The following is a 24,741-nucleotide window of genomic DNA, read 5'->3' on the forward strand; positions in this document are numbered from 1 at the left end:
ATTTATGTTAGGCATGGCCGGCTTCAGAGCTTAGCTGACTTACATCAAACCCCAACATGGATACCGCTTTTTCCCAGCGCTTTTCAACAGGGGTGTTGAAGATGATATCTGGATCTGCTTTTATGATAAGCCATGAATTTTCTAGCAGCTCTTGCTCAAGTTGACCCTGCTCCCAACCTGCATAACCTAAAGTAATAATAAATTGTTCAGGTGCTTCATTAGTGGTTAAGCTTGCCAGCACATCTTTTGAAGTGGTGATCATAATATCACTGCTAAGCTTTTGGCTTGATGAATAGCCATGCTTAGGAGAATGTAACACAAAGCCGCGGTCTGTTTTTACGGGGCCGCCAGCATAAACAGCAAGGCCTGCGGCTTGCTTATTTTTGTCGTTATCAATCTCGATTTTATCGAGTAATTCACCCACAGTGATATTAATAGGCTGATTAATAACCAGCCCCATAGCACCCTCTTGATTGTGCTCACAAATATAAGTGACAGCACGTTTAAAAAAAGGGTCTTGCATGCTTGGCATCGCGATTAAGAAATGATTCTCTAATGACTGCATAGGTCGCCCCTTTTGTTGTTTAGATTAAGTATGGCTCAGTTTGCTCTCAATGGCATCAAATAACTTACCAGTGATAGAAATGTCGTACGCGGCTTCAATTTCTTTTACACAAGTCGGCGCAGTGACGTTGATTTCAGTTAAGCGGTCACCAATGATGTCTAAGCCCACAAAAATAAGGCCTTTTTCTTTTAACGTTGGTGCGACTGCTTCGGCGATTTTGCGATCTGATTCGCTAATAGGGCGAGCTTCACCACGGCCACCTGCTGCTAGATTACCGCGCGTTTCGCCATTTTGTGGAATTCGAGCTAGGCAGTAAGGCATAACTTCACCGTCAACGACAAGGACACGTTTATCGCCTTGTTTGATTTCAGGAATATAGTTTTGTGCCATTGCAAAACGGCTACCGTGCTCGGTTAATGTTTCGCAAATTACACCAATATTGGCATCATCTTCTTTAACACGGAAGATAGAGGCACCACCCATACCATCAAGTGGTTTTAGTATGATGTCTTTATGCTCAGCTAAAAATGCGCGAATATCTGCTTGGCTTCGCGTTACTAATGTATCTGGCGTATGTTCACTGAACCAAGCGGTGAACAGTTTTTCATTTGCATCACGCAAACTTTGCGGTTTGTTAATAACTAATGTGCCAGCTTGTTCTGCGCGCTCTAAAATATAGGTTGCGTAAATATATTCAGTATCAAAAGGTGGATCTTTACGCATTAAGATCACGTCTAAATCAGCAAGGGCAACGGTGACTTTTTCTTCTAATTCGTACCAATGATTTACATCGTCAAATACACGGGCTTTGGCAGCTGTTGCATAGCCTTGACCTTGACGCAGTGACAGGTCGTCCATTTCCATGTAATAAAGTTCGTAGCCACGTTTTTGTGCTTCCATCATCATTGCGAAGCCAGTGTCTTTTTTAATGTTAAAGCCACTAATTGGATCAGAGATTATGCCTAACTTAATTGCCATATTTTTGCCTTAGAATCGAAGTGCCATACTGTATTTAGTAACTTTGATATATGGGTATTTTTACCATTTTCAATTGGCTAAGTCGCCAAACTGTAATTGCAATGCGCTTAAAACAGTCAGTGCGGCTGTTTCTGTTCGAAGTACGCGTGGGCCTAAGCGAATATCAACGAAGGCTTGTTGCTTTGCAATGTTAATTTCTTCATCAGTAAAACCGCCTTCAGGGCCAACTAAAAAGCGCACACCTTCGCTGGGCACTTGAATGGTTTTAATACTATGCTCAGCGCGAGGGTGTAGGGTAAGTTTAATTGCGTCGCTAGCTTGTTCTAACCACTCTTTTATATCGATAGGTGGATGCACAACAGGCACGAAGTTACGGCCAGATTGCTCAGCTGCAGCAATTGCAATTTTTTGCCATTGTTGGTGTTTTTTCTGCAGTCTGTCGCCACTCAGTTTTACACCACAGCGTTGACTAAAAATAGGGGTGATTTCAGTGATACCTAATTCCACCGATTTTTGAATGGTGAAATCCATTTTATCGCCACGAGAGATGCCTTGGCCCAAGTGAATTTTAAGTGGTGATTCAACGTCGTGATCGATAAACTCTTGCGGCTCAACAACAACTGTTTTTTTACTAACCTCGATGATTTCGCTGAGGTATTCACCACCTTCGCCATTAAAAATAGATACTTTATCTCCGACTTGCATACGTAACACTCGGCCAACATGACCTGCTGCATCATCATCAAGTGCTACAGGAGTGTTTAAAGAAATCGCTGAAGGTTGGTAAATATGAGGTACTCGCATGGCTGTCACTTATCAATAATTTTAGCAATATGGTAAGTATACAGCGGTTTAGGTGCAATTATTTATTTGTTATTTAAGGTCGTCTTTTGCACTTAATACGTGAGCGGTGGTTTCGGCAATCTCAGATTGGCAAGAAAGGTGGTTAATATGAGCAGCATCAGGGCAGGGGGTAAAGCTAAAACCTTGCTCGTCTTGTTGAACTAAGTACCTTATCTTGTGTAATGAATTATAAATAAACTTTTGTGCATCATCAGCCAGTTGGTAATCAGTAAGATTAATGAGTACTCCCTGTATAGTGTGATGCTCGTGCAAATAGCTGGCTAGCTCAGAAACGCTTATTTCATTGCTAAAATCGCAGTAGCAATAATCTTTAATTAGTTCATCGAACATCAGCTTGACCATTTGTCGGCTATTAGCACCAGCCACAACAAGTGTAGAGCTTTCAGCTTTAGCAAAATAATGCTCAGCGAATGCTCGACTAAACTCATTGTCGATATCGACTAATAAAAAATTATTAATTTTATTTGGCATAAAGCCCCACGATTCAAACACTTCTGATCAAATTGAAAACATACTAATTAGTAAATAGCCTATAGCACCAAAAACGGCAAATTCGATACACGCAATTCCAATATTATCTTGGTGATCAACTTCCAGAGATGTATCAATATTGGGTAAGGAAATATATTTAATAATGTAGCTCAAAACATACAATAACACCCACATAGCACCACAATGTGATACTAAAGTGAATAAATTTTCTACCATCTTACCACTAATAAAGGATGCACTGGAAAGACCAGCGTAACCAGAAAGTGCTAGACCGATCGATTTCCCGGCATAACGTATGCCGATAGATGTGTTTTCTAAATTGAAATTACTTTGCAGCGATGCCCCTTGGTTGGCTTTTGCAAAGCGGTACTCGCGGATCTTAGTATCAAGAGCAAACATGCCTTGTATGACAAAAAAGCTAACGGTAGCAATAAGTAAACTACTAAAGCCTTGTGTATGCGACCAATTGTATAAACCAAGACAAATGATACAGTTAGCTATCAGCATACCTGAATCAACCAGTGCTGCGCAGACATTCTGTTTTAAAATAGCCGCTTCTTCGTTAAAGCGATATAAAATCCATTTTCGGTGTATTAAATGACCAATCTTAATGAAAGAAAATAATAAAAAAATGAGTATCAATACTTTCAAAGGGTTTGATTGAGCCGCGCTTAGACTTATTTCATCAAAGATGTAAGCAATGGTAGCAATGACAACTAAGATCTCACTGGCAAAGCTAATTCCCATAGCAAAATTATCATGTTGCGCCAGTTCTTCTTTAAGGGCTTGTTTTGCCTTTATTTGCGTTAGGATACGCAGCAGTACTATGGTGATACAAATAACCGCAAAACTAATAGCAATCGCGACTAAACTAGTGTTAGATAATGATAAATATGACATGCAGATCCCTGCTAAATAAATCTTTGATAATCATTCTAGTACGGTTATTGGCAAGTTAAAAGAGAGTATTTAATGAGTAATTCGTATCCGCTTCCAACGTCAGTTCAACAGTTAGGCCAAACCCGCTTTACTAGCTTATACCCTGATCAAGATGTCGACGAAAATATCGCTAAGTTATTATCATTAAGTGATTTTGCTTGGCACTGCTTACAATCACAGCCGGCTTTGAGAACATGGTTACTTGATGAAACAGAATGTGCTAACCGCGTGGTAGAGTCGCCATTAAGTAACAGTGACCTAAGTGAACTTGACGATTCAGCAGCAATGGCAAAATTGCGTTTATATCGTGAAAAATATTGGTTGAAAGTTGCGTATCTAGATTTGTGTTGTGCAAACCCAATTGCTGACAGCATTGCTTATATCTCTGAGCTGGCAAACCAGCTTATTGACAGCGCAAATCAATGGGCTTTTGCGCAAGTTGCTAAAGTAAGCGGCACTCCAGTCGATGCTGACGGAAATGCCATCCCTATGTTGGTTCTTGGTATGGGAAAGTTAGGAGGAAGAGAGCTTAACTACTCATCGGATATCGATCTTATTTTTTCTTATCCTCGAGATGTTGCAACACAAGGTGGTCGTCGTTCAGTTGAAGCTCAAGTTTTTTATACCAAGGTAGCGCAAAAGTTAATTATGGCGCTTAACCAGACAACAGTGAACGGCCAGGTTTTTCGAGTAGATATGCGTTTGCGGCCTTTTGGCGAAAGTGGTCCATTGGTGATGAGTTTCCATGCTATGGAAGATTATTATCAAGAACAAGGTCGAGAGTGGGAACGCTATGCCATGCTCAAAGGGCGTTTAATTGGTACTGAGAATCGCTATTGGAGTGAGTTTTACGAACTGTTAAGGCCGTTTGTTTACAGGCGTTATATTGATTTTTCAGTGATTGAGTCACTTAGAAAAATGAAGCATATGATTGCTCAAGAAGTACGTCGTAAACGTTTAACCAATAACATAAAACTCGGTGCAGGTGGTATTCGTGAAGTGGAGTTTGTAGTGCAAGCTCTGCAAATGGTGCGTGGTGGTCGAGAAGCAAACTTGCAAACGCAGTCATTACTGTTGGCTCTAAAAGAGCTGGTTAATAATCAAGTTATGACATCCACGGAAGCGCAATTGTTAAAACAGAATTACCTAGAATTACGCCGTGTAGAGCAGTATTTACAAATTTTTGCTGATAAACAAACTCAGACACTACCTGATGATGAGCTTAATCAGCAGCGCCTTTGTTATTTACTTAATAAGGCTGATTTTAGCCATTGCCTAGCTGCAATCGAGCAGGTGATGGCTGAAGTACATAATGAGTTTGAGCAAGTCATTGGCTTTGAAAGTGAGAGCGCAGATCCCTGTGAAAGTGAGTATATTAGCGCGTGGGAGATGACAGATGTTAGTTTGATGTGCGAGCCTAACCTTGACTGGCAAGGGGCGCTTGAAGACTTTAAAGCGCGTTTAACGAAGGCGAAAATAGGCACGCGCGGCAGAGATATTCTCGACAAATTAATGCCACTGTTGCTTAAACAGCTTACTGTTGCCAAGGCAAGTGGCGAAGCATTTAACATGATAAGCCAAGTGCTGAATAAAATTATTTCTCGAACCGCTTACCTTGAGCTGTTATATGAAAATCCAGGTGCATTAAATCAACTGGTTGCACTTTGCTGTCATAGTAAATGGATTGGTGAACATATTTCGCGTTACCCAATCTTACTTGATGAGCTGATTGATCCTCAGGTGCTCTATAAACCGACGCCTTTATCTGCTTATAAAGATGAAATTAGGCAGTATTTCTTGCGTATAGAACATGGCGATTTAGAGCTGCAAATGGAAGCACTTCGTCAGTTTAAACAAACGCATCAGTTACGCATTGCTGCCGCTGATGCAACCGGTGTGCTTAGTGTGATGAAGGTTAGCGATCACCTTACTGCGCTTGCTGAGGCTATTGTAGAGCAAGCGGTCAATATTGCCTGGCATGCTTGTGTTGAGCGCTTTGGTCGGCCAGCCAATACTTCTGATCAAGAAAAGGGCTTTGCAGTTATTGCATATGGTAAAACGGGCGGCTTTGAAGTTGGCTACGATTCAGATCTTGATCTGGTATTTGTGCATAATCACGATGGCAGTAGTTATACCGACGGTGATAAATCAATTGATTCACGTCAGTTTTATTTAAAGCTCGCGCAGCGACTAATGCACTTATTCAACACGCGAACTGCGTCTGGCATTTTGTATGAACTTGATACCCGTTTACGTCCCGAAGGGGCATCGGGCTTACTGGCTATTAATTTAGAAAGTTATTATCACTATCAGCAAACTCAAGCATGGACGTGGGAACACCAAGCTTTAGTCCGTTCACGCATGATTTATGGGCAAGTTTCATTACACGAGCGCTTTACTGCGATCCGTAAAGATGTGTTGTGCCAAGCACGTAATACAGAAAAGCTGAAAAAAGAGGTCATCGAGATGCGCGAAAAAATGCGCACTCACCTAGCGAAAGGGAATGATGAACTGTTTGATTTAAAACAAGATAGAGGTGGTATCACAGATATTGAGTTTATCACTCAATATCTGGTGCTGAATAATGCGATGCAGCATCCAGAGCTAACCACTTGGTCTGATAACGTGCGCATTTTAGCTGATGCTGCACGTTTAGGTTGTATCACAGAGCAAATGCAGCAAGAGTTAGTGGCTGCATATATTACCTATCGCTCACGCTATCATGTAATGAGTTTAGATCAGCAAGGTCGTTGTGCGCCACGTGCTGAGCTAACTCAGCACATAGCATTGGTTAGTAACGCGTGGCAGCAAGTATTTATAGCAAACAGCAATAATACTTAAACGAAATGGTATTAGAAGTGCCGTTAGCTTTTTAAGCGGCGGCAGTTCTCGCGCACATAAGCAGAGGGGAGCTCAGTGATAACAGCTGCTCTTTGCTTAAAACAAAAGAAGGTATAAACCTCATTTTCGAAGTCGTCATTGATTGCACGGCCAACCTGATACAGTGTTGAAACAAAATTACTATCAACACGAAAATGATCTTTAACGACATAGTCTTTACTTAAATACCAATAAAGTACAATGTCTTCATTACGGGCATAATCAGAGAGCACGTCTTTTAAAGTATTACCATTTTCAAAGCGGCGCGGTTGAATATCGCCGGTCCAGTTTGGTGACGATGGTTCAACCACTTTTTCGCGCTCAAATAGTGCAACATCTAAACTTGTTTCAGGTGTTGGTAACTTGAGAACGTATTTATCACGTTCATTATCTTTGCTGTTTACTTGGTTACGTAACGCAGAATAAAAGCGAGACAACCCCTGAGCAGCGGCATTTTTTGTTTCTTTCATATCAAATACCGGACCGCTACCGAATAAAAAGTAGATTGCAGCAGCAATTAAAATAAAAGCTAATGATAAATGCTTAACCCAGAACCACATTTCTAATACTCTTGTTGTTTATTACCTTAATAAAAACATACTAATTAAAAATTGTCACTCTACTTGTAATAAGAAGGTGCGTTCTTATCAGGGCGCGTTTTAAAACGTCGATGTAACCACATGTATTGCTCTGGGGCATTATCTATGGCTTGTTCCATTCGTTGATTGACACGTGTTACATCTTTTAGATCATCGCCACTTGGGAAATCGTGCAAAATAGGCAGTACTTCTAAATGGTAGCGACCTTGTTCATCACGTCGGCTGGTTAGGCTGACAGTTTCGCAGTTTTTGCTATTAGCGAAAAGCAAAGTCCCTGTTGTTGTTGCTGTCTCTTTTACTGCATAAAAAGGCGCAAACTCACAGCGATTACGGCCATAATCTTGATCAGGAAGGTAATAGCACACTTTTTTATTTTTAAGTGCTTTTAGTAAACCCTTTACATCTCGCTTGCCAATTAAGTATTCGTTTGAGCGTAAGCGCCCATTAGTCGTAAAGTATTCCATCAAAGGATTATTATGAGGGCGATAAAAACCAATGCCTTGGTGTTTTAAACCCATGACACGGCTTGCCATTTCTAAATGAAGAATATGCGGTACAAGTAACAATACCCCTTTTCCTGATTGCTGGATTTGCTCAAAGTATTCTAGGCCCTTAATGGAGCCATATACTTTTTTTACACGCCACTCGGGCCACCACCAAGCCATGCCAGTTTCCATCATGGCAATACCGGTGTTTTCCATATTTTTACGAACTAATTCGCGCTGTTCATGTTCTGGCATATCAGGAAAACATAAACGAATGTTGACCTCAGCGATATGGCGACGGCGTTTCATAAAGCGATGCACTAAACGGCCAAGTAGTTTACCTAGTGCAAGTTGTAATTTGTGTGGTAACCAAGAGATAAGATATAAAAAGAACACGCCAATCCAAGTTAACCAGTAACGTGGGCCTAAAAAAGACGCTTTAAACGGAGATGAACTAACCACAAAAAAATCTCTAAAAATAAAAAAGCTAGTTTAACTGTATGTCTTTAAAAATACAAAAAGCCAGCGCTAGGCTGGCTTTTATTTAAGGACTCAATTAGAAGAAATGATTAGATTTCTTTTAAACCCTGATTAATTGCAATAAGGTCTTCGCTAGTTAGGGTACCGGCAGCTTGTTTCAAGCGTAGTGTAGAAACAACATAACGGTAACGAACATTCGCTAAGTTACTTTTTGCGTTATACAGGTTTTGTGTGCTGATCAATACGTCAACGATAGTACGTGTACCAACTTCAAAGCCTGCTTCAGTTGCTTTAAGCGCACTTTCTGCAGAAACAACAGCTTGTTGAAGTGCTTTGTAAGTTGCGATGTCAGAGACCACTTGATTATATGACGTGATCACTGAGCGTGTTACTGCACGTAGGCTTGCTTCTAAGTCTTCGCTTGCTGCAACATAGTAAGCGCGAGCTTGATCTGTTGCTGCTGTCGTTGCTCCACCTGAATAAATAGGTAAGCTGAAGTTAACACCCACTTTTGCACTGTCTTCACGTGGTTGATGTGAATTACTGTTTAAATCTGTCAGGCTGTCACCATAAGACGCGTTCAAAGTTAGCTTAGGATAGTGACCTGCTTTTGCTAAATCGATTTGGTCTTTTGCAATATCAACCGTTACTTTAGACACTTGCAGATTTAAGTTGTTGTCTTCGGCAATTTTTATAAAGTCAGTTGATTGTTTATTAGGTGCAACCGTCGAAAAGGTTTCTGTATTTAATACATCTAACTTAGCGTGGTATTTACCTGTGATTTCACGAAGTTGCTCACGTGCTGTTTCAACACTATTTTTAGCCACAATTTCTTGTGCTACTGAGTTATCGAACTGAGCTTGTGCTTCATGAACGTCAGTGATCGCAGTTAAACCTACCGCATAACGCTCTTTAGTTTGTTGTAACTGACGTTCGATAGCACGTTTTTCTGCTTGTACGAACTCAAGGTTATCAATGGCGCTTAAAACATTGAAATAACCTTCAGCAACACGAACGATTAGGTCTTGGCGTGCAAAGTCATACTGTGCAGTTGCTTGTAATGCTTGTTTTTCTGCAATACCAAGTGAGTTCCATGCACCTAAATCGAACAATGTTTGACTTAAGCTAAGGCCACGACTGAAAACGTCAGGGTCATAATCATAACCAGCATAGCCTGTAGCATCATTACCATCGTATAGGTCCGACTTGGTTTTTTCATAGCCAAGGCTTAAGCCAATTTGTGGTAATAGTGCACTTAACGCGCGATCGCTCTCATAGGCTTGCGCATCTGCTTGGGCTTTTGCTTTAAGTACGGTAGGATCGTTCGCGGTTGCGATCTCGTAAACTTGAAGTAGGTCTTCAGCGTTACTTGCTGTTGCAGTCAATGCGCTAGAAAAACCAATCAGCGCAGCGAGTAATGTTTTTTTCATTTTTTGTTCAGTCCTTAGACAATTTCGTACTGCCAACATGGTACTCTTTTTTAATGAATAACCAAAAAAAAATTACGTAAATCTACATGTCCAAGTGTAACAGAATATAATTGACGATAAATTTTACGTAATACTTACAGGAAATAGTGAATGAAAATATCAGCAATCTCACAATTTAGCCATGACGACATAGAGTTAAAGCCAATTGAGCGAGTTTATGATGGTTTTTTTAAAATTAATGTGTATCGCTTTCATCATGCGCTGTTTGCTGGTGGTAAATCGGTGGAGATTAAGCGTGAAATTTTAGAGCGTGGCCATGCTGTAGCTGTACTTCCTTATGACCCTGTTACTGATCAAGTGTTGCTTATTGAGCAAATCAGGATTGGTGCAATGGCATCAAAGCAGTCCCCTTGGTTACTTGAGTGTATCGCTGGCATGGCTGATGGTAGTACTGACTACGAAGAAGTTGCCAAGCGAGAAGCGTTTGAAGAAGCGGGCATTGAACTTAATGAGCTCGAATTTATGATGTCGTATCTTTCAAGCCCTGGTGGTACGACTGAGCGTTTGTACTTATATTTGGCGCGCACTGACTTATCTGGGTATCAAGGTGGCCTTTTTGGTCTAGATAATGAAGATGAAGATATCAAAACCCATGTAATGTCATATCAAGAGGCCATGCTACGTTTAGAGCAAGGCGAAATTGATAACGCTGCAACTGTGATCTCATTACAGTGGTTAGCACTTAATAAGCAACGTATACTGTCTGATTGGAACAATAAATAGGGGATTATTTTGGCCTACGTCACTGCCGAACAGCGCTATATTCAAAGTTTACCCAAGTACTTAACATTGTGTGAACACAACTATGCGCGTGCACTAAAATTATTGCCACGTGAGCGTTTGGTAGGGCAGGAGCGAAAAGTTCAGTTAGGTCAGAGCACTTTTGTGATAAAAGTGGACGATACGGCTAAATACACCACCGATATCTCTATTAATCAAGAAACTGGACAATTGAGCTCATTACAGCCTCTATATCTAACGGTCCGTATGTATCATGATGCGAAAGTGGCTGAAATCATCCATCATGATTTTCATCAACGTATCAAGCCCTCATACGCGTACCCGAATCCGAGTATGCACCAAAAAGATGAAAAGTATCAGCTTAATGCCTTTTTGTATGACTGGTTGGTTGCCTGTGTTGAAAATGGCCGAGCAGTTTTAAATTGGGATGTAAATAATGGCTTGGTTTAGTGACCGCTATCATTTTGATAAAAAAGCACTGAAAGTTGCCCATATCACTGATTGCCACTTATCAAAAGACACAACGGGTGAATACTTTAACGTGAATACGGCTGCGTATTTTGCGCGCTGTTTACATGCCATTGCTGAGCTAGATGCTGATTGTGTGGTGTTTGGTGGCGACTTAACACAAGATCACAGCAGCGAGTCTTATCAACTTTTTGCTAAATTAATTACAGATTCAGCGCTCAGCTGCCCGGTATTTTGGTTGCCTGGCAATCATGATGAACTCGCTGAATATGAAAAGCTTACAAGCCCGCAAATTTTAAACAGTAAACGCATTACGTTTTTAGGTGGGCAACTGCTTTTAGCAAACTCAAAAGGTCCGACGCCAGCAGGTTGGGTAACACACACGCATTTGAATGAATTAAGCCAAGCAATAGGGCAAGTTCCAAGCGTGGTGTTTTGTCATCATAATCCGTTGCCAATTCAAGCTTATTTAGATAAACATATGCTAGAAAATGGTCCACAGTTTTTAAACATGTGTGTAAACAGTGAACAGTGTATTGGTGTGTTTCATGGTCATGTGCATCATGAATACACGCAAACCTACCGTGATCTTAGCGTGTTTGCTACACCAGCCAGCTCGATACAATTTACCAAGCACACGATGGCATGGCAGCAAGACGATTTAGGCCCCGCATTTCGTGTCATTAACTTAAATGTTGATGCACAACAAAAATTGCAGTTAAGCACGGATGTAGTATGGCTAAACGGGTAATTTATATTCATGGCTTTAATAGTTCTGAGCAATCTTACAAAGCCGTGCGCTTTGGTGAACATATGGCGCAATTTGATGTTGATTATCAGGTGCCGCGATTAACCCATGAGCCATTACATGCAATTATACAATTAGAACAATTGCTAAATGATGATACTGTATTACTAGGTAGTTCATTAGGCGGTTTTTATGCGACCTATCTGTCGCAACGTTATTCGATACCTGCGGTGGTGATTAACCCTGCGGTTCGCCCATTTGAGTTACTCGATAACTATTTAGGGCCAAATTATAACCCGTATCAAGATAGTCATTACGAACTTGGTACTCGTCACATGGATGCATTGCGCAGTTTATATTTGCCGCAATTAGACACTCCTTCATTGCTTTATTTGCTACAGCAAACGGGCGATGAAGTACTGCCTTTTCAGCAGGCGGTTAACTATTATTCTCAGTGTAAGCAACACGTTGAATTTGGAGGCGATCATAGTTTTATCGGCTTCGAACAAACCTTTGCAAGTATTGTAGATTTTCTTAAAATCACGTAAAACATAGCTAAGCGCATAAAAGATATAAAAACTATGAGTCAGCAAAATTATAACGCCGAAGCAATTGAAGTCTTAAACGGGTTAGAGCCCGTAAAACGCCGCCCAGGTATGTATACCGACACGGTTCGTCCTAACCACTTAGGTCAAGAGGTTATCGATAACAGTGTCGACGAAGCAATGGCAGGTCATGCAACAAAAATTGATGTTATTCTTCATGAAGATAACTCACTTGAAGTTATTGATGATGGTCGTGGTATGCCAATTGATATTCACCCAGAAGAAGGTATTCCGGGTGTGGAACTTATTTTTACCAAGCTACATGCCGGTGGTAAGTTCTCAAATAAAAACTATCAGTTTTCGGGTGGTTTACACGGGGTAGGTATTTCGGTTGTAAATGCGCTATCGACTCGTGTTGAAGTAACCGTGCGCCGTGATGCACAGCAATTTCGTATGGCTTTTGAGAACGGTGACAAGGTTGAAGACCTTAACGTCATTGGTACTGTGGGTAAGCGTAATACAGGTACAACTGTGCGTTTTTGGCCTGATGCCAGCTATTTTGACTCAGCTAACTTCTCTATTACTAAGCTTAATCATTTGCTAAAAGCCAAAGCAGTATTATGCCCAGGCCTGCGTATTAAGTTTACCAATAAGCAAACCAAAGAAAGCCAAGAGTGGTATTACGAAACAGGTTTAAAAGATTACTTAAATGAAGCTGTTAAAGGTTTTGAAGTACTGCCAAAAGACCCATTTATAGGTGAATTTTCTAGCTCTACAGAAGGCGCTGATTGGGCTGTGGTTTGGTTACCTGAAGGCGGTGAGTCAATCGCTGAAAGTTATGTAAACTTAATCCCTACAGCCCAAGGCGGTACACACGTCAATGGCTTACGCCAAGGCTTACTTGAAGCAATGCGTGAATTCTGTGAATTCAGAAACCTATTACCGCGTGGCGTAAAGCTAACGCCAGATGATATCTGGGAGCGCTGTAGCTATGTGTTGTCGGTAAAAATGCAAGACCCACAGTTCGCTGGTCAAACCAAAGAAAAGCTATCTTCACGTTCATGTGCAGCATTTGTTTCTGGTGTAGTAAAAGATTCATTTAGCTTATGGCTAAACGAGCACACAGAAACGGCAGAATTATTAGCTGAGCTATGTATCTCAAATGCACAGCGCCGTTTACGTGCCGCCAAAAAAGTTGTGCGTAAGCGCATTACTTCTGGCCCTGCATTACCAGGTAAATTAACCGATTGTAGCGCGCAAGATAATGACCGCACTGAACTGTTTTTAGTAGAGGGTGACTCTGCGGGTGGTTCAGCAAAACAAGCGCGTGACCGTGAATTCCAAGCAATCATGCCGCTGCGCGGTAAAATCTTAAATACCTGGGAAGTGGAGTCGGGTCAGATTTTAGCGTCGCAAGAGGTGCATGATATCTCTGTGGCACTAGGTATAGACCCAGATTCGAGTGATTTATCTGGTTTGCGTTATAACAAAATTTGTATCTTGGCCGATGCTGACTCGGATGGATTACACATTGCGACTCTATTGTGTGCTTTGTTCGTGCGTCATTTCCCTGCACTTATTAAAGAAGGTCACGTGTATGTAGCAATGCCGCCATTATTCCGTATCGACATTGGTAAAGAGGTGTACTATGCCCTTGATGAAGATGAAAAGAACGGCATTTTAGCGCGCATTGAGGCCGAGAAGAAACGTGGTAAGGTCAATGTTCAACGCTTTAAAGGGTTGGGTGAAATGAACCCACTACAATTACGTGAAACCACTATGGATCCAAATACGCGTCGTCTAGTGCAATTAACGCTGGACGAAGAGGAGCAAACGATGGAGATGATGGACATGTTACTTGCAAAGAAACGTTCATCAGACCGTCGCCAGTGGTTGGAAGATCACGGTAACCGCGCACAAGTTTAGTTAAGGTAGTTGAACGAATGAAAGGGCAAGAAAAATGAAAAAAATACTGACCTCATTATTATCGCTGAGCTTGTTGTCAGCGCCGGTAATGGCCAAAGATATTCTTGATAAACTCACTGTAGCTGATGGATTTACTATCAGCTTGTTTGCTGATGACGTTGAAAATGCGCGTCAGATTGCCGTGTCAAAAAGAGGCATTGTGTATGCTGGTTCACGAAAAGCGGGCAATGTATATGCATTAATAGACCATAATAGTGATGGCGTTGCCGATAGAAAAATGGTTATCGCCACAGGCCTTGAAATGCCTTCGGGATTAGCTGTTAAAGATGGTGATTTATATGTGGCAGAAGTGTCGCGTATCATCCGTTTTAAAGATATCGATAAAAACCTAAAAGACCCTAAATTTGAAGTCGTTTACGATAAATTCCCAACCGATCGTCATCATGGCTGGAAGTTCATTAGCTTTGCGCCAACCGGTGAGCTAATTGTGCCTGTGGGTGTGCCATGTAACATTTGTGCGGAAGACGACAAATATGGTCGTATCTTTTCGTTAGATGTAGATACAAAAGAAATTAAAACAATCGCCAAAGGCGTTCGTAACTCAGTTGGTTTTGATTATCACCCAACTACCAATGCATTTTGGTTTAGTGATAATGGCCGTGACATGATGGGCGATGATATGCCTCCTTGCGAAATCAACCGTGTAGGTGAAGGTGAAGAAGGGGCACATTATGGTTTCCCTTATGTACATGCAGGCGCCATTTTAGATCCTGAGTTTGGTCAAGGTAAGAGCATTGCTGATTACAAGTCACCTGCGCTTGCACTTGGTGCGCACGTGGCACCTCTTGGTATTCATTTTTATAACGGCAAACAGTTCCCTGCGAAATACAAAGAGCAACTATTTGTTGCTGAGCATGGCTCTTGGAACCGCAGTAAAAAATCGGGTTACAGAGTGATGTTAGCGAACGTTGAACAAGGTCGTATTACTCAATACACTCCGTTCGTTACAGGGTTTATGCAAAATGAAGAAACATTTGGTCGCCCAGTTGCCTTTGCAGAACTTGCAGATGGCAGCTTATTGATCTCAGACGACTTTGCTAACGTGATTTATCGTGTTAGCGCAAAGAAAAAATAGGTAAGCGTTAATGAGTGATACTGATACCTTGCTGATGCAGGGCATAGAACAACAAACAATGGGGCGTTTTACTGAAGACGCCTACTTAAACTACTCAATGTACGTCATTATGGACCGCGCCTTACCGCATGTGGGTGATGGTCTAAAGCCTGTACAGCGTCGTATCATTTATGCAATGAGCGAGCTTGGGTTATCGGCGCAAGCTAAGTATAAAAAATCTGCGCGTACTGTTGGTGATGTACTTGGTAAATACCATCCCCATGGTGATAGTGCTTGTTATGAAGCCATGGTGTTGATGGCTCAGCCGTTTTCTTATCGTTACCCGCTGGTGGACGGCCAAGGTAACTGGGGTGCCGCGGACGATCCTAAGTCATTTGCGGCGATGCGTTATACCGAAGCGCGTTTATCTAAGTTCTCTGAAGTTTTATTAAAAGAGCTCGGCCAAGGTACTGTTGATTGGACCGCAAACTTTGATGGCACACTCGATGAGCCAATGGTATTGCCAGCGCGCTTACCGCACATTTTGCTCAATGGTGTGACTGGTATCGCGGTAGGTATGGCAACGGATATTCCACCACACAACGTGCGAGAAGTTGCCAGTGCCTGTTGTTTACTGCTTGATAAACCAAAAGCTGAAATCGAAGAGCTGCTTGAGTTAGTGCATGCCCCTGACTATCCAACAGAAGCTGAGATAATCACTCCGAAAGATGATATTCGTAAGATTTATCAAACCGGACGTGGCTCTATCAAGATGCGTGCAATTTACACTGAAGAGCACGGTGATATTGTAATTACAGCGCTACCTCATCAGTGTTCAGGTGCAAAAGTACTTGAGCAAATTGCTGCACAAATGAACGCTAAAAAGTTACCGATGGTTGCCGATTTACGTGACGAATCAGATCACGAAAATCCAACCCGTATTGTGATTGTACCGCGTTCGAACCGCATCAAGGCTGAGCCACTAATGGCACACCTGTTTGCAACCACCGATTTAGAAAAGAACTACCGCGTAAACTTAAACATGCTTGGCCTTGATGGTCGTCCGCAAGTTAAAGACTTACGTAGTATCTTAACTGAGTGGTTAACGTTCCGCCGTGAAACAGTTCGTCGCCGTTTACAATACCGCTTAGATAAAGTGTTAGCACGCTTGCATATTTTAGAAGGTTTATTAACTGCCTTTTTAAATATCGACGAAGTCATCGAAATTATTCGTACTGAAGATAAACCAAAGCCCGTATTAATGGAGCGCTTTGGTATTACCGATATTCAAGCCGAAGCAATTTTAGAATTAAAGCTACGTCATTTAGCAAAACTTGAAGAATTTAAGATTAAAGGTGAGCAAGATGAGCTTGCGCTTGAACGTGACAAGTTAGAGCAAATTCTGGGTTCTGAGCGTCGTATGTCGACGTTGATGAAAAAAGAAATCCAAGAAGCCGCTGAAATGTACGGTGATGATCGCCGCTCACCAGTCGTTGAACGTGTAGAAGCAAAAGCACTAAGCGAAAAAGATCTTATTCCTTCTGAGTCAGTTACAGTTGTGCTATCTGAAAAAGGCTGGGCACGCGTTGGTAAAGGCCATGATTTAGATGTTGAAGGGCTAAGTTATAAGTCTGGCGACAGCTATAAAGCCTCGGCGCGAGGTAAGAGTAATCAGCCTGCAGTGTTCTTAGACTCAAGTGGTCGCGCTTTTGCTACCGATGCGCACAGTTTACCTTCAGCTCGTAGTCAAGGTGAACCAATGACAGGGCGCTTTAACCTAAGTTCTGGTGCCAACTTTGAGCATGTGGTGATGGCTGAAGACAACCAAGTGTTGTTAATGGCTTCAGATGCAGGTTATGGCTTTATTAGCGACTTTAAAGATTTAGTGAGTAAGAACAAAAACGGTAAAGCGCTGGTTAGTGTTCCTAAAGGCGGTGAATTACTCGCGCCAATTAGAGTGACTGATGTAGCGACAGACTACTGTATGGCAATTTCGAACGAAGGCCGAATGCTGTTATTCCCTCTGCGTGACTTGCCTAAGTTAAGTAAAGGTAAAGGGAATAAGATTATTTCTATTCCAAGTGCGAAAGTACAAGCTCGTGAAGAGTTTGTAAAAGTACTTGCTGTGGTGCCAGAGGGCAGTAGCGTAACCCTGCATGCAGGTAAACGAAAACTTACACTGAAACCGTCTGATCTTGAGCATTATCATGGTGAACGGGGTAGACGAGGTAACAAATTACCACGCGGTCTGCAGCGGGTTGATGAAGCTGTTGTTGAGATGACTCAGACTGATGATAGTGATGAGTCGTCAAGTGAAGTAATATAGTAAAATACAAGGCCTGCAATTGCAGGCCTTTTTGTTGCTTTAGTTTGCAACGACTCTCATTGAAGCCGGCCTAGAAAAGTTAAGGTATTGACCGTTATCGGCTTTTACATTTTGCAAATCTTGATGGCTGGTATTTTCAGTAAACGTAGCTGTATGGCGATAAGATAGATTCGGCCAATCAGAAAGAGTCACTGCTACTCCTGGCGCTGCTTTAACGTATACAGGATGTTTATTGATATAAGCAGGTAGCCTGTAGTTTGAGCGTTCATTTGCTTTTAAGCAGTATTCACTTTGATCTAGCAAGCTTACAATGCAACCTAAAGGCTCCTCAGAGCTAAATACGCGCATAGAGCGCGGCTTAGAGAAATCTAAATATTGTCCATTTTTTGCTAAAACATTTTTCAGTTTGTTATTTTCAACGGTGCCATTAAAAGTCGCAATGCGGTTATAAGATAAGTTTCCATAGTCAGATAACATAACCTGTAAACCTTGTGGTGCTCTCACATAAACAGGCTTTCGACTTACAAAAGCGGGAAGAGAGCTTGCTTTTTGTCCATCCTGTAGACAAAACTCTTCGTTTGTTTCTATGTTTACAATACAGGCTTTTGGCTTCTCTTGAGTAGTGATAACTGAGGCTGGTAAGTTTTGTTTTGCAGGTTCTAGCTCTTGCCATACCAGTAGGTTTGAGTCGCAGTACACAGAAGCGCTAGTTGGTACTGAAGCTGCCTCTAGATTAATGTGGAGCTTATTCATTTTACCTGTTGTTAATCGTGTTGCAGGTAGGTTGAAGGTTTTATTCCCTGCTTTTTGGGTTTTGACAATTAACTTACAGCTTGATGAAGAGAAGCTGTCTTTATAGACGGCGCCTGAAGCACCGTGAAGAGCAGGGTAAATAAAGCTTTGTAGCTGTTGTTCAGGATCATAAAAACCGATAATAGTTGTGATTGGAACATCTTGCTTATAAGGAATGCGATTAACCAAGCGCAGTGTATTGGTATCTAAGACTGTATTGTTCCAAGGTTGCATTGATTGAGTCAGCGGATCCCATTTACTAAACCCAGTTTTGCTGCTGCTATCAAAATGTGCTTTGTTTTCTAAAAAGCGTTGTATATGTTGCAACTCGTATGGAGTATGTAGCGTGTATTTGTTGTACTCGCTGTACATTGGCCCACCACCAGACATAGAGCCTGTGCCATATTGATGACCATTAAATGCAGCAATACAGGTCTGTTTATAACAGCGGTCTTTATACGATAACTTAGGTGAAAAGTTTGGTATAAATTTATCTAAGTCGCCATCCCAACCCAAGTTGAATTACGTTCATCGGCGGGGCGATTTAATACTCCATTTTCGCCGCCAGGATAATGGCCTAAACCGAAGTTATGTCCTAACTCGTGACTAAATTCATTACCAACAGATTTATACAGTGTCACCATGCCCGCACCACCTGATAAACCGTGAACAAAGATACCATTATCGTACTTACCAATAGCATTATGGGCGGTTACTTGTGCTGCACTATACGGGTGTGCTGTCGGACCACCGATACCAGACGCATTGATACCATAATTAGCATTATTGATACCATGCGACAGCAGGTTTTTAGCAATTAAATGGCGCATATCGCCAGAGTAAATTCCCCCTTTACTTGGATCTGAGTCAGTCAACAGGCGGCCGTCAGGCATCATCACTTCGGTTAAATGCAGCGGTTCAAAATTATTTACAGATAGCTTAGTAATAGGGACTTGCTGAAAGTACTGGCGATGTAAATCAGCATCGTGTTGAAAAGTGAACTTGTCTCGATAAGGAGTAAGCAAGCCTACATCAATAGTATTAATTATAAGACTTGTGCTTGCACCAACTTTGACGTTATTTAGTTTACTTGACTTATCGCCTAGCTCAAACGCAAAGTGAATGTTCGGCTGAATAACTGATGCCGGCAGAATGCTCGAAAAAGTGTTATCAGAATAGTTAACAGAATTATCATCATAACCAAAGGGTTTAGTAAAGGCATCAGGTGAGCGCATAAACGTTTGATACACGAGGGTATCGTTGCTATCAAGCACACTTAAGATAATTTGAGAGTCATTTGCTAATTCTTGATGTGGCTTGAACATCAACATGGTTTTTCTTTGCGCTACTAAATGAGGTTGAATATCCTCTTCGATCTTATTTATAGAAGGCGTTATTGAATTTTGAGCAAAAAGTACGGTTGCAGGAAAGTTTCCTTCGGTATCACTATTAAGGGCATTTTGGTTAAAGTAGTGAGTTTCTGTGTTATTTGCCACACTGTAGTTACTTAGCGTTAATGCGCACAGTACAGCTAGAGATAAAGATGTGTTTTTCATAAACGTTCAACCAATTGCGTCATAAGTAGGAATAAAGCTATCGAAAATACTATCATTCATAGGCCTAGCACCTTTTAAGATGCTTCATAAATGAACAAGAGAAAACTCTGAACACGGTTAGCAATTGGCTATTTCAGATAGCCGTAATGGTAATGCCGGTAAGCGATTTTGTAATAATTTTTAGCTTACATGTGTTCGCTTAATACTATGGAAATGCAATTAATCACGGTATAATGCGCGCTGATTAGTACGAGGAGAATTCGTTTGTTAGCTGTTTTTCGCATTATTTTCATGGCTTTATTTATAGTTTTTAGCTGCCTTGTTGGTTTGCTTTTATGTATTGTGAAGCCGTTTCATGCCAATAACGTTCACATTATCTCTGGGTGGTTTTGCAAAGTTGCTAAAGTATTGGGTGTAAAGCTTGAGCTTAAGTACCACGAAGATCCTAAAAATATTGGTCCTGCAGTGTATGTAGCTAACCATCAAAATAATTATGATTTATTTACTTTGCCAGCGATGGTGCCTGAGAACTGTGTAAGCCTTGGTAAAAAAAGTCTTAAGTGGATCCCATTTTTTGGCCAGCTTTATTGGCTATCAGGCAATATATTAATTGACCGAGCTAATCGCTCAAAAGCAGCTGGTACAATTTCTAAATCAGCCGAAAAAATTAAGCGTAAAGGGTTATCGGTATGGATGTTCCCTGAGGGTACACGTAGCTATGGCCGAGGTTTATTACCTTTTAAAACCGGTGCTTTTCATACTGCTATGAGTGCCGATGTGCCAGTAGTGCCTGTTTGTATGAGTACAACACATAAAACTATTAAGCTAAATCGCTGGGATAATGGTACAATTTATCTCGAAATGTTAGCGCCAATCTATCTTGATAAAGACGTATCTGCTCGTGATCATGCATCCCATGTTCATCAGGTTATGGCTGCTAAAATAACTGAATTAGATGCTCAAGTGAGAAATAAATAATGGAAAATTGGCGCGAAATTACTGAAGACATCGTAACTTCATTACTTGAAGATGGCTCAGATCCTGAAGTACTTTATGAAGTGGAACACCACTTTGTTAGCGAAAATTTTGAAAAGTTAGAGCAAGCAGCTTTAGCCGCTTTTAAACTAGGTTATGATGTTGAAGAACCTGCTGAACTTGAGCTAGAAGACGGCGAGAAAGTGTGGAGCTTTGATGTGGTTGTTGAGTGTGAACTTGACGTAGAAGCGATTATGGAAGACGTAGACAAGCTAGAAGCGCTTGCTCAGCAAACTGATGTTGAATACGACGGCTGGGGCACTTACTTTCAGGAGTAAACAGCTATCAGCTTTCAGCTCTCAGATTGAAACTTAATAGTTTGTGAGCTTCTAGGGGAAAGAGTAAAGTTAGCGAGTTGCTACTTTCTAACTTTCCCTTTTTTAATTTTCCCCTTTTCAACTTTCTAACCCATACCTATTTCGTATTCTAAGAATAATATATAGACATTTTTGATTAATTGGTGATAATTAAAAACTCAATCTTTTTATACACCAAGCGCGTTTATGCTTATAACTTTACCCATTGCCGAACTAGTACCAGGGATGTTTGTTGACAGTGTCAGTAAGCAGCAAGAGCACGTAAATAGCATAAAAATTAAGACGCGTGGCCTGGTCCGCGATAAAACCATTATTCAGCGCTTAATATCTGAAGGTGTTGAAGAGCTTCTTATCGACTTCACCCAAAGTGATGTTGCACTTCCTAAAAAATATCAACCAAAACCTGAGACTACTAAAGCCAAAGTAGAACAAAAGCCTGCGGCTAACGAAGTACCTCAAGGGATCACCGTTCAACAAGAGTTTCTAAAAGCCAGTGTGCATTACGAACAACATAGTCGAAAACTGCAAGGCTTCTACTCTGATATTACCTCGGGTTTAAAAATGAATGTGTCGGTACTTGATGATATCGCCGTTGATATAGTCAGCTCGGTATTTCGTAATCACAATGCGTTGACTATCTTAACACGGCTCAGAGATAAACATATTTATAATTGGCGACATATGATCAACACCGCCATTTTGGTTAGTGTGTTTGCCAAGTACTTAGGCTATAAAGAAAAAACCATTAAAGAATTAGCAATGGGTGCATTGCTGCATGATATTGGGCAAGCCAAGATGCCACAGGGGGTTCTTTCTAAGCCAAGCGCATTAAATAATAATGAAATGCAGGTAGTAAAAAAACATGTGGCACAAAGTTTAGGTTTAGTGAAAGGTGAAAAAGGCATTACGCCCTTAATGTTAGAGATGATAGTTAATCATCATGAACGTTTAGATGGCAGCGGTTATCCTCGGGGCATCACCGGAGAAAAGTTAAGCCGACCAGCGCGCATTATGGCTATTGTTGATGTGTATGATGCAATGACGGCGGACAGACCTCACCAAATGGGTGAAGAACCCATCTCGGCACTGCGCTATTTACTTGCTAACAAACAGATGTTTGATTCAGAGTTGGTGCAACGCTTTATTAAATGCTTAGGTGTACATCCTGTTGGCACGATTGTGAAGTTAAACAATGAGCGTTTGGCGCTGGTAATGGAAGGAAATCATCAAAATCCAATCAAGCCTAAAGTTAAAATATTTTATAACGCGAAACACAAGCACCACATTACTGCGAAAGATGTTAATTTGAATGAAGAGCAAGATCTTAAGATTGTTGCAAGTATAAAACCGCTAGATTATCAGCTTAATTTGGCTCGTTTGTTAAAAGAGCATCTGCTTGTTTAGACTTAACGCAGCGTTTTCTAGCGCTGCGTTTTGCTGATATAAATGCACCACTAAAACAACTAGTCATTAAAACCAACCACAACAACGTCCCTTTTTCGACATGCAAGGCGATGCAGCATAACATGAGTGACAATACCGCACTAAACATCGCTTTTAACCAAAAGTGATTCACAGGGTTATCGCAATCACCTGCTTTAGTACACGCACAGTAGTTAGCTTTACAAAAATAATGAACACTCACACCGCATAACATCAGCGCAACAACAATAAGTGCGATTTCCATGGTCCGATCCTAACTGAAAAACCTTTATTTAAGTCTAAAGGGACAACAAATACATGTCAATGCAAATGATAACTATTGTTGTTTGTAAGGTTTGTAACCAGAGATCTGATGAGTTTTAATAAGTTGTTATCTTGTTGTTAAAATGCGGGTTTTTTACCTATTTCTAACGAAAAATTACAGTTTTTTGATCTTAATTAAGGTAATGTTCGAAAGTTTGTAATCATTAGAATAAAACATCTAATACCAACATACAGTGCTAATCTTTTATGCTTAACTAATGGGTTGCCCTCGATGTTGGATTAGCTAACGCACAAGTTTGCAAGAGGACACAGATTTATGAAGTTCACTAAAACACTAATTGCAGCATCACTTGCTGTTGTTTCTGCTGACAGCTTTGCTGCAGCCTTCCAATTAGCAGAGCAAAACGTATCAGGTTTAGGTCGTGCATACGCTGGTGAAGCAGCCGTAGCTGATGATGCCTCTGTTGTTGCTCGCAACCCTGCACTTATGTCTTTATTCAAAGACAAGCAAATTTCAGTTGCAGGCATTGCTGTAATTCCTGACGTAAGTCTAAATGGAGAAGGTGCGGCATATGGTTTAGATGAGAATGTTATTGATGATGATAGCATCGCACCATCTGCATTTATTCCTGCTGGCTACTTCACAATGCCATTAAACGACAAAGTATCACTAGGCTTTGGTGCTTTCTCAAACTTTGGTCTTTCTACTGAATTTAACGATGACTACGCTGCGGGCTCTATTGCAGGTGAAACTGAAATCGTTACTGTAAATATGAATGCAAGCGCTTCATATAAAATCAACGAACAGTTCAGCCTAGGTCTTGGTTTAAACTATGTTTATGCTGATGCTAAAGTTGTTCGTAATGCAGGTACTAACCCATTTGGTTTACCAGCTAGCACGCAAATCGCTCACCTTGAAGGCGACGACTACGGCTTTGGTTGGAACGTTGGTGTAATGTATCAACTAGATGAGAATAGCCGTTTAGGTTTTAACTACCGCAGCGAAACAGATATCGATTTTGAAGGTGAGTACTCAAACCAACTTCCAGCTGCTGTTGGCGGTTTAGCGGGCACTGTAGTACCTGGTGAGTTAAAACTAACACTACCAGCAATTGCTGAGTTTTCTGGTTCACATCAAGTTGATAAGAAGCTAGGCGTACACTACAGCATTTTATGGACAGGTTGGGACAGCTTCCAAAAATTAGAAGCATATACACCAAGCCTTGAAACGCCTGTATTCTCTAAAGAAGAGAACTTCTCTGATTCAATGCGTTACTCTATCGGTACTGACTACCAGTACAGCGATGCATTATTACTTCGTGCAGGTATTGCATACGACGAATCACCAGCTGATAAATCACACTTATCAATCTCTATCCCTGATACAGATCGTTTCTGGTTCTCGTTTGGTGGTAACTACGCATTCAGCGAAAACTCAAATGTTGACTTAGGTGTAAGTATCCTTCGTGGTAAAACACAAAACTTCTCTGAAAAAGACAGCCTAGCAGCTTCTTTAGGCCAAAATGTTTCATGGGAATATGAATCAAAAGGTCACGCAGTACTAGTTGGTGCTCAGTATAACTACACGTTTTAATACTGGCGCGACGTAAAGTTGCGCTACAGAGCATTAAAAAGCCGCGCTATAACAATGTTATAGCGCGGCTTTTTTGTAAGCGCGAATAAATCGCGCTTTA

The 24,741-nt window shown here is 41.1% G+C and carries 22 protein-coding genes and 1 pseudogene; 12 read left to right on the plus strand and 11 right to left on the minus strand.

Annotated features, from left to right (window positions below):
• Positions 1-7: 7 nt before the first annotated feature.
• The 5 genes from L1267_RS00645 to L1267_RS00665 all read right to left on the minus strand — a co-directional run bounded on the left by L1267_RS00645 (position 8) and on the right by L1267_RS00665 (position 3,799).
• Entirely contained in the window at positions 8-565 is a 558-nt protein-coding gene (locus L1267_RS00645) for a YqgE/AlgH family protein (RefSeq protein ID WP_135923612.1), read from the minus strand.
• A 24-nt stretch (positions 566-589) separates the two neighbouring features.
• Positions 590-1,543, minus strand: coding sequence for a glutathione synthase (gshB, locus tag L1267_RS00650; RefSeq protein ID WP_138557181.1), 954 nt, complete (start codon positions 1,541-1,543; stop codon positions 590-592).
• Between the two features lie 69 nt (positions 1,544-1,612).
• A complete protein-coding gene (rsmE, locus tag L1267_RS00655) occupies positions 1,613-2,347 on the minus strand; it encodes a 16S rRNA (uracil(1498)-N(3))-methyltransferase (RefSeq protein WP_138557182.1) in 735 nt (244 codons plus the stop codon).
• Positions 2,348-2,416: 69 nt separating this feature from the next.
• Positions 2,417-2,878, minus strand: coding sequence for a hypothetical protein (locus L1267_RS00660; RefSeq protein WP_135923615.1), 462 nt, complete (start codon positions 2,876-2,878; stop codon positions 2,417-2,419).
• 27 nt (positions 2,879-2,905) lie between these two features.
• On the minus strand, positions 2,906-3,799 hold the full coding sequence (locus tag L1267_RS00665; RefSeq protein ID WP_135923616.1) for a DUF350 domain-containing protein: 894 nt from the start codon (positions 3,797-3,799) through the stop codon (positions 2,906-2,908).
• 72 nt (positions 3,800-3,871) lie between these two features.
• Here L1267_RS00665 and glnE point away from each other — a divergent pair, with 72 nt between their 5' ends.
• Entirely contained in the window at positions 3,872-6,679 is a 2,808-nt protein-coding gene (glnE, locus tag L1267_RS00670; protein ID WP_235381788.1) for a bifunctional [glutamate--ammonia ligase]-adenylyl-L-tyrosine phosphorylase/[glutamate--ammonia-ligase] adenylyltransferase, read from the plus strand.
• Positions 6,680-6,702: 23 nt separating this feature from the next.
• Here the strand turns inward: glnE and L1267_RS00675 are convergent, their stop codons facing one another.
• From L1267_RS00675 to tolC, 3 genes are all read right to left on the minus strand, one after another.
• Positions 6,703-7,278 (minus strand): TcpQ domain-containing protein, encoded by a 576-nt coding sequence (locus L1267_RS00675; protein WP_199526094.1) that lies wholly within the window; start codon positions 7,276-7,278, stop codon positions 6,703-6,705.
• A 59-nt stretch (positions 7,279-7,337) separates the two neighbouring features.
• Positions 7,338-8,264: an LpxL/LpxP family Kdo(2)-lipid IV(A) lauroyl/palmitoleoyl acyltransferase gene (gene lpxL, locus L1267_RS00680; RefSeq protein WP_135923619.1), complete on the minus strand. Its 927-nt coding sequence runs from the start codon at positions 8,262-8,264 to the stop codon at positions 7,338-7,340.
• Positions 8,265-8,371: 107 nt separating this feature from the next.
• Positions 8,372-9,712, minus strand: a complete 1,341-nt coding sequence (tolC, locus tag L1267_RS00685; RefSeq protein WP_135923620.1) for an outer membrane channel protein TolC — start codon at positions 9,710-9,712, stop codon at positions 8,372-8,374.
• Between the two features lie 150 nt (positions 9,713-9,862).
• On the opposite strand from tolC, the gene L1267_RS00690 reads away from it, so the two are divergent.
• From L1267_RS00690 to parC, 7 genes are read left to right on the plus strand one after another with little or no spacing between them, the layout of a single operon-like run.
• Positions 9,863-10,495, plus strand: coding sequence for an NUDIX domain-containing protein (locus L1267_RS00690; protein WP_135923621.1), 633 nt, complete (start codon positions 9,863-9,865; stop codon positions 10,493-10,495).
• Positions 10,496-10,504: 9 nt separating this feature from the next.
• Positions 10,505-10,963 carry a DUF1249 domain-containing protein gene (locus L1267_RS00695; RefSeq protein ID WP_135923622.1) on the plus strand — a complete coding sequence of 153 codons (459 nt, stop codon included), beginning with the start codon at positions 10,505-10,507 and terminating at the stop codon, positions 10,961-10,963.
• Positions 10,950-11,732: a metallophosphoesterase gene (locus L1267_RS00700; RefSeq protein ID WP_235381789.1), complete on the plus strand. Its 783-nt coding sequence runs from the start codon at positions 10,950-10,952 to the stop codon at positions 11,730-11,732. Before L1267_RS00695 ends, L1267_RS00700 begins: the two co-directional genes overlap by 14 nt.
• Complete coding sequence (locus L1267_RS00705; RefSeq protein ID WP_138557186.1) at positions 11,717-12,277, plus strand: YqiA/YcfP family alpha/beta fold hydrolase; 561 nt, start codon at positions 11,717-11,719, stop codon at positions 12,275-12,277. The genes L1267_RS00700 and L1267_RS00705 overlap by 16 nt, the downstream gene beginning before the upstream one ends.
• Positions 12,278-12,310: 33 nt before the next feature.
• Positions 12,311-14,200, plus strand: coding sequence for a DNA topoisomerase IV subunit B (parE, locus tag L1267_RS00710; RefSeq protein ID WP_135923625.1), 1,890 nt, complete (start codon positions 12,311-12,313; stop codon positions 14,198-14,200).
• A gap of 34 nt (positions 14,201-14,234) precedes the next feature.
• Positions 14,235-15,335 carry a PQQ-dependent sugar dehydrogenase gene (locus L1267_RS00715; RefSeq protein WP_199526099.1) on the plus strand — a complete coding sequence of 367 codons (1,101 nt, stop codon included), beginning with the start codon at positions 14,235-14,237 and terminating at the stop codon, positions 15,333-15,335.
• 10 nt (positions 15,336-15,345) lie between these two features.
• On the plus strand, positions 15,346-17,640 hold the full coding sequence (gene parC, locus L1267_RS00720; protein WP_235381790.1) for a DNA topoisomerase IV subunit A: 2,295 nt from the start codon (positions 15,346-15,348) through the stop codon (positions 17,638-17,640).
• Between the two features lie 39 nt (positions 17,641-17,679).
• Here the strand turns inward: parC and L1267_RS00725 are convergent, their stop codons facing one another.
• Positions 17,680-18,804, minus strand: a complete 1,125-nt coding sequence (locus L1267_RS00725; protein WP_442960546.1) for a TagA domain-containing protein — start codon at positions 18,802-18,804, stop codon at positions 17,680-17,682.
• Positions 18,784-19,988: pseudogene (locus L1267_RS00730) on the minus strand (M66 family metalloprotease); the annotation flags it as partial. The gene L1267_RS00725 and the pseudogene L1267_RS00730, both read right to left, overlap by 21 nt.
• Positions 19,989-20,252: 264 nt before the next feature.
• On the opposite strand from L1267_RS00730, the gene L1267_RS00735 reads away from it, so the two are divergent.
• From L1267_RS00735 to L1267_RS00745, 3 genes are all read left to right on the plus strand, one after another.
• Entirely contained in the window at positions 20,253-20,966 is a 714-nt protein-coding gene (locus tag L1267_RS00735; RefSeq protein ID WP_171040399.1) for a 1-acylglycerol-3-phosphate O-acyltransferase, read from the plus strand.
• Positions 20,966-21,301: a ribonuclease E inhibitor RraB gene (rraB, locus tag L1267_RS00740; protein WP_054552644.1), complete on the plus strand. Its 336-nt coding sequence runs from the start codon at positions 20,966-20,968 to the stop codon at positions 21,299-21,301. The genes L1267_RS00735 and rraB overlap by 1 nt, the downstream gene beginning before the upstream one ends.
• 225 nt (positions 21,302-21,526) lie before the next feature.
• Complete coding sequence (locus L1267_RS00745) at positions 21,527-22,744, plus strand: HD-GYP domain-containing protein (RefSeq protein ID WP_235381795.1); 1,218 nt, start codon at positions 21,527-21,529, stop codon at positions 22,742-22,744.
• On the opposite strand, the gene L1267_RS00750 is transcribed toward L1267_RS00745, so the two are convergent.
• On the minus strand, positions 22,704-23,027 hold the full coding sequence (locus L1267_RS00750) for a hypothetical protein (protein ID WP_135923630.1): 324 nt from the start codon (positions 23,025-23,027) through the stop codon (positions 22,704-22,706). The genes L1267_RS00745 and L1267_RS00750 overlap by 41 nt on opposite strands.
• A 336-nt stretch (positions 23,028-23,363) precedes the next feature.
• Here L1267_RS00750 and L1267_RS00755 point away from each other — a divergent pair, with 336 nt between their 5' ends.
• Complete coding sequence (locus tag L1267_RS00755) at positions 23,364-24,641, plus strand: outer membrane protein transport protein (RefSeq protein ID WP_235381796.1); 1,278 nt, start codon at positions 23,364-23,366, stop codon at positions 24,639-24,641.
• Positions 24,642-24,741: the final 100 nt, after the last annotated feature.

Source organism: Pseudoalteromonas sp. OFAV1, assembly GCF_021532595.1.
GTDB lineage: Bacteria > Pseudomonadota > Gammaproteobacteria > Enterobacterales > Alteromonadaceae > Pseudoalteromonas > Pseudoalteromonas lipolytica_C.

Excerpts from the sequence above, each read along its gene's own strand:
- L1267_RS00645 (WP_135923612.1), bottom strand. The coding sequence starts at position 565 with ATGCAGTCATTAGAGAATCATTTCTTAATCGCGATGCCAAGCATGCAA.
- gshB (WP_138557181.1), bottom strand. The coding sequence starts at position 1,543 with ATGGCAATTAAGTTAGGCATAATCTCTGATCCAATTAGTGGCTTTAAC.
- rsmE (WP_138557182.1), bottom strand. The coding sequence starts at position 2,347 with ATGCGAGTACCTCATATTTACCAACCTTCAGCGATTTCTTTAAACACT.
- L1267_RS00660 (WP_135923615.1), bottom strand. The coding sequence starts at position 2,878 with ATGCCAAATAAAATTAATAATTTTTTATTAGTCGATATCGACAATGAG.
- L1267_RS00665 (WP_135923616.1), bottom strand. The coding sequence starts at position 3,799 with ATGTCATATTTATCATTATCTAACACTAGTTTAGTCGCGATTGCTATT.
- glnE (WP_235381788.1), top strand. The coding sequence starts at position 3,872 with ATGAGTAATTCGTATCCGCTTCCAACGTCAGTTCAACAGTTAGGCCAA.
- L1267_RS00675 (WP_199526094.1), bottom strand. The coding sequence starts at position 7,278 with ATGTGGTTCTGGGTTAAGCATTTATCATTAGCTTTTATTTTAATTGCT.
- tolC (WP_135923620.1), bottom strand. The coding sequence starts at position 9,712 with ATGAAAAAAACATTACTCGCTGCGCTGATTGGTTTTTCTAGCGCATTG.
- L1267_RS00690 (WP_135923621.1), top strand. The coding sequence starts at position 9,863 with ATGAAAATATCAGCAATCTCACAATTTAGCCATGACGACATAGAGTTA.
- L1267_RS00700 (WP_235381789.1), top strand. The coding sequence starts at position 10,950 with ATGGCTTGGTTTAGTGACCGCTATCATTTTGATAAAAAAGCACTGAAA.
- L1267_RS00705 (WP_138557186.1), top strand. The coding sequence starts at position 11,717 with ATGGCTAAACGGGTAATTTATATTCATGGCTTTAATAGTTCTGAGCAA.
- parE (WP_135923625.1), top strand. The coding sequence starts at position 12,311 with ATGAGTCAGCAAAATTATAACGCCGAAGCAATTGAAGTCTTAAACGGG.
- L1267_RS00715 (WP_199526099.1), top strand. The coding sequence starts at position 14,235 with ATGAAAAAAATACTGACCTCATTATTATCGCTGAGCTTGTTGTCAGCG.
- parC (WP_235381790.1), top strand. The coding sequence starts at position 15,346 with ATGAGTGATACTGATACCTTGCTGATGCAGGGCATAGAACAACAAACA.
- L1267_RS00725 (WP_442960546.1), bottom strand. The coding sequence starts at position 18,804 with ATGTACAGCGAGTACAACAAATACACGCTACATACTCCATACGAGTTG.
- rraB (WP_054552644.1), top strand. The coding sequence starts at position 20,966 with ATGGAAAATTGGCGCGAAATTACTGAAGACATCGTAACTTCATTACTT.
- L1267_RS00745 (WP_235381795.1), top strand. The coding sequence starts at position 21,527 with ATGCTTATAACTTTACCCATTGCCGAACTAGTACCAGGGATGTTTGTT.
- L1267_RS00750 (WP_135923630.1), bottom strand. The coding sequence starts at position 23,027 with ATGGAAATCGCACTTATTGTTGTTGCGCTGATGTTATGCGGTGTGAGT.
- L1267_RS00755 (WP_235381796.1), top strand. The coding sequence starts at position 23,364 with ATGAAGTTCACTAAAACACTAATTGCAGCATCACTTGCTGTTGTTTCT.